This is a genomic window from Hyphomicrobium sp. (assembly GCF_009026145.1).
GTDB lineage: Bacteria > Pseudomonadota > Alphaproteobacteria > Rhizobiales > Hyphomicrobiaceae > Hyphomicrobium_A.
In genome coordinates this window covers 63,827-75,658 of sequence record NZ_WBUE01000012.1, presented here as the reverse complement: position 1 = coordinate 75,658, position 11,832 = coordinate 63,827, and the positions used below count along the sequence as shown (strand labels likewise).

General features: G+C 66.1%; 11 protein-coding genes. 1 reads left to right on the top strand and 10 read right to left on the bottom strand.

Going from position 1 to position 11,832, the window contains the following annotated elements; translation table 11 throughout:
- Positions 1-136: 136 nt before the first annotated feature.
- Positions 137-574: a VOC family protein gene (locus F9K20_RS11310; protein WP_291001383.1), complete on the bottom strand. Its 438-nt coding sequence runs from the start codon at positions 572-574 to the stop codon at positions 137-139.
- A gap of 263 nt (positions 575-837) precedes the next feature.
- Here F9K20_RS11310 and F9K20_RS11305 point away from each other — a divergent pair, with 263 nt between their 5' ends.
- Positions 838-1,032 (top strand): hypothetical protein, encoded by a 195-nt coding sequence (locus F9K20_RS11305; protein WP_291001381.1) that lies wholly within the window; start codon positions 838-840, stop codon positions 1,030-1,032.
- 16 nt (positions 1,033-1,048) lie between these two features.
- On the opposite strand, the gene F9K20_RS11300 is transcribed toward F9K20_RS11305, so the two are convergent.
- From F9K20_RS11300 to F9K20_RS11260, 9 genes are all read right to left on the bottom strand, one after another.
- On the bottom strand, positions 1,049-1,816 hold the full coding sequence (locus tag F9K20_RS11300; RefSeq protein WP_291001379.1) for an ABC transporter ATP-binding protein: 768 nt from the start codon (positions 1,814-1,816) through the stop codon (positions 1,049-1,051).
- Positions 1,813-3,123 carry a lipoprotein-releasing ABC transporter permease subunit gene (locus F9K20_RS11295; protein ID WP_291001376.1) on the bottom strand — a complete coding sequence of 437 codons (1,311 nt, stop codon included), beginning with the start codon at positions 3,121-3,123 and terminating at the stop codon, positions 1,813-1,815. The genes F9K20_RS11300 and F9K20_RS11295 overlap by 4 nt, the downstream gene beginning before the upstream one ends.
- A gap of 206 nt (positions 3,124-3,329) precedes the next feature.
- Positions 3,330-4,862, bottom strand: a complete 1,533-nt coding sequence (gene proS, locus F9K20_RS11290; RefSeq protein WP_291001374.1) for a proline--tRNA ligase — start codon at positions 4,860-4,862, stop codon at positions 3,330-3,332.
- Between the two features lie 598 nt (positions 4,863-5,460).
- Positions 5,461-5,715: a DUF1467 family protein gene (locus tag F9K20_RS11285; protein ID WP_291001372.1), complete on the bottom strand. Its 255-nt coding sequence runs from the start codon at positions 5,713-5,715 to the stop codon at positions 5,461-5,463.
- A gap of 25 nt (positions 5,716-5,740) precedes the next feature.
- Positions 5,741-6,145 carry a methylmalonyl-CoA epimerase gene (gene mce / locus F9K20_RS11280; RefSeq protein ID WP_291001369.1) on the bottom strand — a complete coding sequence of 135 codons (405 nt, stop codon included), beginning with the start codon at positions 6,143-6,145 and terminating at the stop codon, positions 5,741-5,743.
- A 137-nt stretch (positions 6,146-6,282) separates the two neighbouring features.
- Positions 6,283-7,989, bottom strand: a complete 1,707-nt coding sequence (locus F9K20_RS11275) for a ribonuclease J (protein WP_291001366.1) — start codon at positions 7,987-7,989, stop codon at positions 6,283-6,285.
- Positions 7,986-8,759: a biotin--[acetyl-CoA-carboxylase] ligase gene (locus F9K20_RS11270; RefSeq protein WP_291001363.1), complete on the bottom strand. Its 774-nt coding sequence runs from the start codon at positions 8,757-8,759 to the stop codon at positions 7,986-7,988. Before F9K20_RS11270 ends, F9K20_RS11275 begins: the two co-directional genes overlap by 4 nt.
- On the bottom strand, positions 8,756-10,228 hold the full coding sequence (nuoN, locus tag F9K20_RS11265) for an NADH-quinone oxidoreductase subunit NuoN (RefSeq protein ID WP_291001360.1): 1,473 nt from the start codon (positions 10,226-10,228) through the stop codon (positions 8,756-8,758). The genes F9K20_RS11270 and nuoN overlap by 4 nt, the downstream gene beginning before the upstream one ends.
- A gap of 12 nt (positions 10,229-10,240) precedes the next feature.
- On the bottom strand, positions 10,241-11,791 hold the full coding sequence (locus F9K20_RS11260; RefSeq protein ID WP_291001357.1) for an NADH-quinone oxidoreductase subunit M: 1,551 nt from the start codon (positions 11,789-11,791) through the stop codon (positions 10,241-10,243).
- Positions 11,792-11,832: the final 41 nt, after the last annotated feature.

Below are 11,832 nucleotides of genomic sequence, written 5' to 3'. Positions count from 1 at the left end.
GGCTAACGCTGGGCACTTATCCAACGCAGCAACCGCCAGCGCGGGGCGTTCAGAGGCACAAGAATGGGGTTCTTTCCCCCTCCCCTATCGAGGTGGAGGAAGAAGAACTGAGGTGCCCCTCTCCTCGCGTTTGCCGTCAGGCCGGCTTGGCGTGCTGCGCGGCCATGGCTTCGGACGCAGCCGCCATATCCATCCACACCGCCTCGTACACGTTGCCGTCGGTGTCCTCGAAGGCGCGGTTGTACATCCAGCCCATATCCATGCGCTCGCGCGGGTCGGCCTTGCCGCCGGCCGCCGCCGCAGCCTCGGTGATGGCGTCCACCGCCTCGCGGCTGTCGCGGGTCAAGGCGAACAGCGCTCCGCAGGCCTCGCGCGCGTCGGCGACGGGCTTCGGCGCGAAGGTCGCGAAGTAGTCGCGCGTCAGCAGGTGGAAGGTGATGCTGTCCGACCACACCATCGAGGCCGCCTGGTGGTCGCTGAACTGCTTGTTCTTCTTGCACCCGATGGCTTCGTAGAAGCGGGTCGCGGCGGCGAGATCCTTCACCGGCAGGTTCACGAAGATCATCTTGGGCACGGCGTGTCTCCTTGCGCTTTTCTCGAGGGCAGCCCTCTCGCTACACCGACACAACGAACGGACCTCGCCGGAATCGACACCGGGTTCAGCTTTTTTTGGGAGGCGCGCTCGGCGGCCTGTTGCGCGCCTTCTACCGCGGCGCGCCGAGTGGAGGGCACTGTCTCTGTTTGAAATTGCTCTCGGTACTGAGTAGCCGTTGACACGGGCCACGACGCAGCTCACCTCTAGGTTTGCTTAGGGGAAAGCACATGGGCGGGGGCCACATGCAAACCATCAATGCCTACTGGCGTCGCGAGTTGAAGATACTCGAGAAGCTGCTCGCCTCGGCTGAGCACCGCACCTATCGCGAGTGGCGGGGCGACACTTGCTATGACGTTACGGATGGCGTCATCGCTCGGAGGCGAGTGCAGGCCGAAAACATCCGCCGTTTACTCGCCGAGCAGGATTGTCTGCATTGACCACGCTGATCTTAGTCTAGCGCACGGAGGCGGGCGGAACCTCGATCAGCAGGCCGTTGTCGAGGCGCAGCACGCGGTCCATGCGGCGCGCCAGATCGAGGTTGTGGGTGGCGATCAGCGCCGCAACGCCAGTGGTGCGGATGAGATGCACCAGCGCGTCGAACACGTGCTCGGCCGTGTGCGGGTCGAGGTTGCCGGTCGGCTCGTCGGCGAGGATGAGGCGCGGATCGTTGGCCAGCGCGCGGGCAATCGCGGTGCGCTGCTGCTCGCCGCCGGAGAGCTGCGCCGGGCGGTGATCGACGCGCTCGGCGAGACCCAGCGCCCCCAGCAGCTGCTTGGCGCGGGCAGCGGCGCGCCTCTTGCTGCGGCCGAGGATCATCTGCGGGATAACGACGTTCTCGAGCGCCGAGAACTCCGGCAGCAATTGGTGGAACTGGTAGACGAAGCCCATCTGCACGCGGCGCACGCGCGTGCGCTCGGTATCGCTCATGCCGGTGCAGTCGTGCCCATTGACGACCACGTGGCCGCCGTCCGGCGTCTCGAGCAGCCCGGCGATGTGCAGCAGCGTCGACTTGCCGGCGCCCGAGGGGCCAACGAGGGCCACCGCCTGTCCCGGATAGATATCGGCGCAGGCGCCGTTCAGCACCGAGATGCGTCGCGGCCCCTGATGAAAGACGCGCACCAGCCGGTCGAGCCTCAGCACGGGGTGCAGGCCAACGTCCCGCCCGTTGTCTCGCACGGCTAGCAGCTCCTCGGCCAGTATGGTCATGCGACGGTCGCTCATTCGTAGCGCAGCGCTTCGACGGGATCGAGTGTGGAGGCACGCCACGACGGGTAGAGCGTGGCGAGGACGGAAAGGGCGAGCGCCATGCCGACGATGGCCGCGGTCTCGCGCGGCTCCATGTCGGCCGGCAGCCGCGTCAGGTAGTAGACGTTGGGATCGAACAGCGTGGTGCTGGTCATCCACGAAACCAGCTCGCGGATCGATTCTATGTTGAGGCAGAAGACGATGCCGAGGATCAGCCCGGCAAAGGTGCCGACCACGCCGATGGAGGCGCCGGTAATGAGGAACACGCGCATCATCGCCCCGCGCGTGGCCCCCATGGTGCGCAGGATGGCGACGTCGCGGCCCTTGTCCTTCACCAGCATCATCAGGCCGGAGATGATGTTGAGCGCGGCGACCAGCACGATCAGCGACAGGATGATGAACATCACGTTGCGCTCGACCTCGAGCACGGTGAAGAAGGTCTCGTTGCGCGCCCGCCAGTCGGAGACGTGGTTGGTCGGCCCCACCGCACGCTTCATCTCGCGCACGAAATTGTCGATGGCGCCCGGATTGTCGACGACGACCTCGATGGCGTCCACCTCGGGCCCGCGCGAGAAGTAGCGCTGCGCTTCGAGCAGCGGCATGAACACCATGGTGCGGTCGTATTCGGCCATGCCCATCTCGAACAGCGCGGTGACCACGTATGGCTTGGTACGCGGCGCCGTGCCGAATGGCGTCGAAGCACCGCGCGGCGAGACGAGCGTGATCGTGTCGCCGACGTTGACGCGCAGCATGTTGGCGAGCCGCGTGCCGATGGCGATGCCGCTTCCCTGGCCGAAGCCATTGAGCGAGCCGAAGCGGATGTTGTCGGCGATAAGCGGCAGCGCGCGCATGCCATCCTCGGTCATGCCGCGCACCAGCGCACCGGTGGCCTGCACGGCCGAGGAGACCATCACCTGCCCCTCGATGAGCGGCATCGCCGCCTTGATCCCGGGTACGCGGGCGATGCGCTTGGCCACCTCGTCGTAGTCCTCGAACCGGCCGCCGATCTTGTTGACGATGACGTGGCCGTTGAGGCCGAGGATCTTGGCGAACAACTCGTTGCGGAAGCCGTTCATCACCGCCATGACGATGATCAGCGTCGCAACGCCGAGCATGATGCCAGTAAAGGAGAAGCCGGCGATGACGGAGATGAAGCCTTCCTTGCGGCGGGCGCGCAGATAGCGCAGCGCCAGCATCCACTCATAGGCAGAGAACGGGAGCGTATCGCGCACACCCTCCCGGGCGGCCGCCCTGCCCAATGCTGCCGAAGCTGCGCTCGTCATGCTTAACTGCCCCCGTGAGCCCTATCATGACGCGCCTAGACTAGAACGCGTCGGCCCGCACCCGTTCGATCGGCCACGCCACTGCCTGCCCCGCGAAAGCTCCCTCGCTCTCCGTGGCCGGCGCAGCAGAGCTACCGCCGCATTCAGGCCAGATTGCGTTGCGCGGGGAACGGCCTTTCTGGTCCATCTTCGACCCCTCGCCCGCTCTAATAGGCGCGCCCGATCAGCACATACTGCCGAGCAGGCCCACCCGTGAACAGACACGCGCCCTCAATCGGCTTTTGAGCCAGCGGGGCGTTGCGGATCGTGAGCTTAAGTGCTTTTAACCGTTCCGCAATCGCCTCCAGCTGGTTGCCTTCGGGTTTCGACCAGGCGACGCACGCCCAGCCCTTGAACGCGCCGCCCTCGTCCTCGGCCTCGGCGGCGCCGAAGTACTCGGCGAGCTCATCGAACGTCTTGATGCCCGAGATGATGTTGCCATCGAGGCGCGCCTTGGCCTCGGCAAACAGCCGGCCCTGAATGTCATCCAGAAGCGCCGGCGCCCCGGCCACGAACTCGGCGCGCGGCCGGGTGTGCGAGACGACCTTGTCGCCCTCGCGCAGCGCATCGCGGCGCATGTAGGTGACGTTTCCGCCGGCGGCGTCGCGCCCGCCGATCTCGACGATCACCGGCGCGCCACGGCGCACCCAGTTCCAGCGCTTCTCGGCCGACTTCACCGGCTTGGCGTCGACGAGCACGCGGATGCCCGCCGCCTTCAGCTCCTTCTCGAGCGCGGCGCAATAATCGAGCAGCTCCTTGTCCTCTGGCTTGTCACGCAGCATGGGCACGATGACGATCTGGCGCGGCGCGATTTTCGGCGGCAGCCGCAGGCCGTCGTCGTCGCCGTGCGTCATGATCACACCGCCGATGAGGCGGGTCGACACGCCCCAGCTCGTCGTGTGGCAGTACGCGAGCTGGCCCTCGCGGTTCTGGAACTGGATGTTCTGGGCTTCGGCGAAGTGCGTGCCGAGATAGTGCGAGGTGCCGGCCTGCAGCGCCTTTCCATCCTGCATCATCGCCTCGATCGAATAGGTATTGTCGGCACCGGGGAAACGCTCGTTGGCGGGCTTCTCGCCGGCGATCACGGGCATCGCGAGCACGCTTTCGGCGAACTCGCGATAGACCTCGAGCATCTTCAGCGTCTCGGCCATGGCATCATCGCGGTCGGCGTGCGCCGTGTGCCCCTCCTGCCAGAGGAATTCGGCGGTGCGCAAAAAGAGGCGCGTGCGCATCTCCCAGCGCACCACGTTGGCCCACTGGTTGATGAGCAGCGGCAGGTCGCGATAGCTCTTGATCCAGCGCTGGAACGCGTCGCCGATGATCGTCTCCGAGGTCGGCCGCACGATCAGCGGCTCCTCGAGCTTCGCGGCGGGATCGACGACCAGCTCGCCACCGACGTTCTTCAAGCGGTGGTGGGTGACGACCGCCATCTCCTTGGCGAAGCCCTCGACGTGCTCGGCCTCCTTGGCGATGAAGCTCATCGGAATGAACAGCGGGAAGTAGCAGTTGTCGTGGCCCGTTTCCTTGATGCGGGCATCGAGCTCGGCCTGGATGCGCTCCCAAACGCCCCAGCCCCACGGCTTGATCACCATGCAGCCGCGCACCGGGCTCGTCTCGGCCATGTCGCCGTCGCGCACGGCAGCTTGATACCACTCAGGAAAATTCTGTTCGCGCGTGACCGATAGCGCCCGCTTGCTCATTGGCTCGCCCTCGACGTACCTGGAGCCGATCGGACGCACAGGAAGAAACGGGATAGGCGCATGGCGGGCCGGCTCTTTGCAGGGCCGGAGCAGGCGCGCCGGCGCGTGTTTACGGGCTCTGAGGCCTGTCAAACGGGGCTGGTAGCGTTAATCCGGGCGGGTGGCAATCCCGCTCGCGGACGGCGCTGTGCGCAGTTTGGCGACACGCCCGTAATCCGTCCGGGCGAGCACAGAGCTGATCGGCATGAGGTGCGCGGCGGCCTTGATTACACGCGCGAATTGCAGCTCGGAGGAGCGCAAAAATATTTTCGCATCGACGCATGAAGCCGCGTGACAGAAGGCCGCGCGTCGAGTAAACGTACTGGCCATAAGGGTGGGTCATAAGCCGCAGAAACAGGCGGCAGACAGCCCAAGTCTAGGGAAGATAGCGGCGCGGGACTACCCATTCAGGTGGTCGATAGCTGCCGACGTGTAGAGCCTGCGGCGCGCGTTCGCTGTGGTGCTCCACGCTACAGAAGAAGCAACGACGATGCGCGGGAGCAAGGTTCCAATGGACCTTGCTCTTTGCGTTTTTGCACATGCCGAGGGCGCGCTGGCATCACGGATAGGGAATGTTTTCCGGCGTGATGACTTTGTAGACGATCGCCGCGTAGACGAGCGCGAAGACGATCGTCGCCACCAGCGTGTTGATGAGGAAGATGCGCAACAGGCGCGGCTTGGATGGCGCGCTCTCGGGCGTCCCAGGCACCACGCTGCCCTCCTCCTGCTGGGTGCGCACCCCGAACGGGAGCACGGCGAACAGCACGATCCACCAGATGAAGATGTAGACCGCGACGGCCATCACCCGATCCATGGGCGTACTCCTCTTGCTCGGGGCGTCAGGCCTGCTCGAGCTCGACCAGCGTGCCGCAGAAGTCCTTCGGGTGCAGGAACAGCACTGGCTTGCCGTGGGCGCCGATTTTCGGCGTTCCGTCGCCCAATACGCGCGCGCCCTGCGCCTTCAGCTTGTCGCGCGCGGCCAGGATGTCATCCACCTCGTAGCAGACGTGGTGGATGCCACCATCCGGGCTCTTCTCCAGGAACTTGGCGATGGGCGAGCTTTCGCCCATCGGCTCCAGGAGCTCGATCTTGGTGTTCGGCAGCGTGATGAACACCACCGTCACGCCGTGCTCGGGCTGCGGCAGCGGCGCCGTCACCTGCGCGCCCAGCGCATCGCGGTAGACGGCGGTGGCGGCGGCGAGGTCCTTCACCGCGATGGCAACGTGGTTGAGACGTCCGATCATGCAAGCTTCCTCTGTATCCCCTCTCCCCATCGCCCTTGTGATGGGGAGAGGGCTAGGGTGAGGGACAGAACCTCGCGCCGACACGAGCGGCTGCCCCTCACCCCGGCCCTCTCCCCGTAAGGACGGGGAGAGGGCATTCACTTACTATCGACCACGTTCACGAACACCTTGCAAATGGGCTTCTTGCCCCAAGCCTCGTTGACGGCGGCGCGCACGGCGCGGCGCACCGCCTCGCCCACCAACTCGGGATTCTTGCGGTTTTGCTGGGGAATGGAGCGCAGGGTACCGTCGACCGCATCGAGCACGATGTCGACCATGGCCTCGCCCTCGGCGTTCTCGCCCGGCACGCCGTCGATGACGGCCTGCGGATCGGCGAGCACAGCCCCCTTGCGCGACAGGCAGAGGCTGACGGCGACGACGCCCACAATCGAGAGCTTGCGGCGCTCGCGTACCGGACCCTCGGCCTCCGTGACGAGCAGGCGCCCGTCACGGAACAGCCGCCCGACGGGCGCATCGTCGATCACCGCCGGATCGGGCGCCAGGCGCAGGATCTCGCCATCGGTGAGCGGGAATACGGTCGAAACGCCCATGTCGCGCGCGAGCTCGGCCTGGGCCTTGATGTGGCGCGCCTCGCCATGCATGGGGACGGCGATCTTCGGCCGCATCCAGCGGTACATCTGGCGCAACTCGTCGCGCCGCGGGTGCCCCGAGACGTGCACGAGCGCCTCGTTGTCGGTGAGAATTTCGCAGCCGTTGCGGGCGAGGTTGTTCTGGATGCGCCCGACGGCCTTCTCGTTGCCGGGGATGGTGCGCGAGGAGAAGATCACGAGGTCGCCCTTGTCGAGCGAGACGTCGGGGTGCTCCTCCTCGGCGATGCGGGCGAGGGCCGCACGCGCCTCGCCCTGGCTGCCGGTGCACAAAAGTACGACGTCCTTGCGGTCGAGGTAGGTGAACTGGTCCTGATCGAGATAGCGGAAGCCCTGCGGCAGGTAGCCGGTGTCGACGGCGACCTCGATCACGCGATGCAGGGCCCGCCCGGCGACGACCAGCTGGCGGCCCGCGGCACGCGCAGCTTCGGCGACGGCTTTGACCCGCGCCACGTTGGAGGAGAACGTCGTCACGGCGACGCGGCGGGGCGCATCTTTGACGATCTCGGTCAGCGAGCGGGCAACGTCCAGCTCCGACGGCGAGATGCCCTCGCGAAAGGCGTTGGTGGAATCGATGACGAGAGCCAGCACGCCCTCATCGCCCAGCTTCTGCATGCGCGCGACGTTGAGCGGCGTACCTATGGTCGGGGTGGCGTCGAGCTTCCAGTCACCGGTATGGAACACGGTGCCGAGCGGCGTGCGGATGGCCAGCGCGCTCATCTCGGGGATCGAATGGGCGAGGCTGAACAATTCGATGCTGAACGGCCCGACGTTGAACTGCGAGTCGAGCGCGATGACGTCGATGGGGATCTGCAGCCCGTTGCCGTGCTCGGCGAGCTTCGATTTCAGCATGCCGGCGGTGAACGGCGTTGCGTAGACGGGCACCTTTAGGCGCGGCCACAGCTCGATGACGGCACCGATGTGGTCTTCATGGGCATGCGTGATGACGATGCCGGCGAGGTCGGCGCGGTTCTCCTCGATGAAGCGTACGTCGGGCAGAATGACGTCGATGCCCGGGTCGAACTCGCCCTCCGGGAAGGTGATGCCGCAATCGACCATCAGCCAGCGGCGCCGATCCTCCGGGCCGAAACCGTAAAGATAGGCGTTCATGCCGATCTCGCCGAGACCGCCGAGCGCCAGGAATACGAGTTCGTCGCCGCCAGTGCCGCGGCGCGTCGCACGCTTCTTTTCGTTCATGCGCTGTCGTCTTTCACAGCGAGCATGACATCCCCGAAGGCGAAGCTGAGCTGGCGCCCGTCGGCGTCGTCGAGCAGCAGCGCACCCGTGTCGTCGAGGCCGGCGAAGGTGCCCGAGACAGGCCCGCCCGCGGCATTGACGGTGAGCGCCTCGCCCTTCGGCCCGGCGCGCTCGAGCCACGCCTCGCGCACCTGCGCGAAGCCCTCCCCGCCGTCCCAGATTCTGATCCAGTCGTTCATGGTGTGCGCCAGGAAGCACAACGCCTCGCGCGGCGAAAGCACTAATCCGTGCGCCGCGAGAAATGTCGCGGCCCGCCCCAGGTCTTGCGGCGCAGCAACGAGGTTAAGACCGAAGCCAATAACGGCGACGGTGCGCGGCGGCGCCGGACGCGAGGTGCTTTCAACGAGGATGCCGCCCGCTTTCGCGGTGCCGATGAGAACGTCATTTGGCCATTTCAGGCGCAGACCGGGCATCGGTCGTGCGCGGCGTATGGCTTCGACGGTGGCGATGCCGGCGACGAGCGAGAGCTGCGCGGCCTTGGCCGGCTGGCAGTCGAGAGCGGCGATGAAGCTGGCGAACAGGTTGCCGGGCTCGGAGGCCCAGGCGCGGCCCGAACGTCCGCGCCCCGCCGTCTGCCGATCGGAGATAATCCACAACGGCCCGCGCTCGCCGCCGAGCACGCGCCGCATGGCCTCGGCATTCGTCCCATCCACCTCGCTGAGGTGCAGCAGTCCGCAGCCCTCCGGCAGCCCGGCCGGTGCGTTGATCATTGGGTGGCGGCGGTGGCGGCAACGTGCAGCGCCCGCGCCGCAGTGAGCGCCGCGTCGGCGAGCGGGGCCGGAATGAGCACGAACAGCAGCACGAAGGCACCCGACAGCGTCATGACGAACCCGGCGCCGCGCTCCACCGGCAGGAAGCTCGTCGTCGCCTCGTCGAAGAACATGATCTTCACAATGCGCAGATAATAGTAGGCGCCGACGACGCTGGCCAGCACGCCAATGACGGCGAGCGTGTAGAGCCCGGCTTTCACCGCGGCGCCGAATACGTACAGCTTGGCGAAAAATCCGGCGAGCGGGGGGATGCCGGCCATGGAGAACAGCAGCATGGCCAGCACGAAGGCCATGGAGAGGTTCGTGTTGGCGAGGCCGGCGAGCGACTCGATGTCCTCCACCGGCCCCGTCTCGGTGCGCATCGACAGGATGCAGGCGAAGGTGCCGATGGTCATGACGATGTAGATGGCGAGATAGACGAGCACCGACTGCGTTCCGGCCTCGCTAAAGGCGGCGAGCCCGATCAGCGCGTAGCCGATGTGGCCGATCGACGAGTACGCCATCAGCCGCTTGATGTTGCGCTGGCCGATGGCGGCGAAGGCGCCGAGCAGCATCGAGGCGATGGAGAGGAAGACGACGATCTGCTGCCACTGGGCGGCGATGCCGGGAAAGCCCGACAGCAGCGTGCGCACGAGCAGCGCCATGGCGGCGAGCTTGGGCGCGGCGGCGAAGAAGGCGGTGACCGGGGTCGGCGCGCCCTCGTACACGTCGGGGGTCCACATGTGGAACGGCACGGCGGCGACCTTGAAGGCGAGGCCGACGAGCAGGAACACGAGCCCGACGATGAGCCCGATGTTCTGCGCCGCCGGCTGGCCCTGCGCGACGGAGGCGATGACAGAAAGGTCGATCGAGCCGGTGAAGCCGTAGATCAGCGAGGCGCCGTAGAGCAGCATGCCGGACGACAGCGAGCCGAGCACGAAATACTTGAGCCCCGCCTCCGAGGAGCGCACCTGGCCGCGGTCGATGGCGGCGATGACGTACAGCGCCAGGCTCTGCAATTCGAGGCCGAGGAACAGCGCGATGAGGTTGCCGGCCGACACCATGAGCAGCATGCCGGCCACGGCGAGCAGGGTCAGTACGCACAGCTCGGCCGTCAGCAGCTTGGCGCGGGCGAGACTGTCGAACGACATGACGAGCACCAGCGCCGCGCCGCCGAGGACGAGCAGCTTGGAGAAGCGGCTGAAGGCGTCGCTGATGAAGGCGCCTTCGAACAGCACCTCGCGGGCGGTGTCGCCGTAGATGACGAGGGCGCCGGCGACAACCAGCACGATCACCGTCAGCCAGCCGGAGACGAAGTCGACGCCGGGCGCGCCGTGCTTGCGGAACACGGCGAGCATGAGGATGGCCATGGCGCCGAGCGTGATGGCGATCTCGGGCAACATCGGCGCGTAGCTGATCAGGGCTTGCATCGCAGCCGTCCTCTACTCGTGGGCCGGCGCGGGCGCCGGGGATGCGGGTGCGGCTGGCACGGGTGCGGCAGGCGTCTTCGCCACCGGTGGACGCACCGACGCCTCGTAGGAGGCGACCAGCTTCTTCACCGACACGGCGGTGACGTCGAGGATCGGCGATGGATAGAAGCCGAAGAAGATGGTCAAGACGACGAGCGGCCCGATCACGACAATCTCGCGGTAGCTCACGTCCTCGATGTTCTTCAGTGCCGGCTTCACCAGCGCCCCGAAGATGACGCGCCGGTAGACGTAGAGCGCGTACGCCGCCGACAGGATGACGCCGGTGGTGGCGAAGAGAGCCGCCCAGGTATTGACCTTGAAGGAGGCCAGCAGGGTAAGGAACTCGCCAATGAACCCGCTCGTGCCCGGCAGCCCGACGTTGCCGAGCGTGAACACCATGAAGAACGCCGCGTAGATCGGCATGCGGTTGACGAGGCCGCCGAACACCTCGATCTCGTGCGTGTGCATGCGGTCGTAGACGACGCCGACGCAGAGGAAGAGCCCGGCCGAGATGATGCCGTGCGACAGCATCTGGAAGATGGCGCCTTCGACGCCCTGGGTGGAGAACGTGAAGATGCCGAGCGTGACGAAGCCCATGTGGGCCACCGACGAATAAGCGATCAGCTTCTTCAGGTCGGTCTGCGCCAGAGCGACCAGCGAGGTGTAGATGATGGCGATGATCGACAGCGTGAACATGAACGGCGCCAGTTGCTCGCTCGCCAGCGGGAACATCGGCACCGAGAAGCGCAGGAAGCCGTAGCCGCCCATCTTCAGCAGGATGGCCGCCAGCACCACGGAGCCGGCCGTCGGCGCCTCGACGTGCGCGTCCGGCAACCAGGTGTGCACCGGCCACATCGGCAGCTTCACCGCGAACGAGGCGAAAAAGGCGAGCCAGAGCCACCACTGCATATCGGCCGGGAGCTTGGTGGTCATCAGCGTGGGAATATCGGTGGTGCCCGTGTGCCAGTACATGGCCAGCAGCGCCAGCAGCATCAGCACCGAGCCGAGCAGCGTATAGAGGAAGAACTTGAAGGTCGCATAGACGCGGCGCGGGCCACCCCAGATGCCGATGATGAGGAACATCGGGATGAGGCCGCCCTCGAAGAACACGTAGAAGAGCACCAGATCGAGCGCACAGAAGACGCCGATCATCAGCGTCTCGAGCACCAGGAAGGCGATCATGTACTCCTTGACGCGCTTCTCGATGACCACCCAGCTCTGCAGGATGCATAGCGGCATCAGGAACGTCGTCAGTATGACGAACAGCATCGAGATGCCGTCGACGCCGAGCTTGAACTTGAAGAGGTCGAGCCAGGCGCGCTCTTCGACGAACTGGAAGCCGGCATTGGTCGGGTCGAACCTCACCCAGATGAGGAGCGAGATGAGGAAGGTGACAATCGTCGTCCACAGCGCCACCCAGCGGGCGTTGCCCTTGGCGTCGCGGTTGAGGAAGCCGATGATGAGCGCGCCGACCAGCGGCATGAACATCACGATCGACAGGAGGGGGGCGGAGGAGAGATCCATCTAGTGTCCTGATCGCGAAATTCGTCGTTTTGTGCCGCACG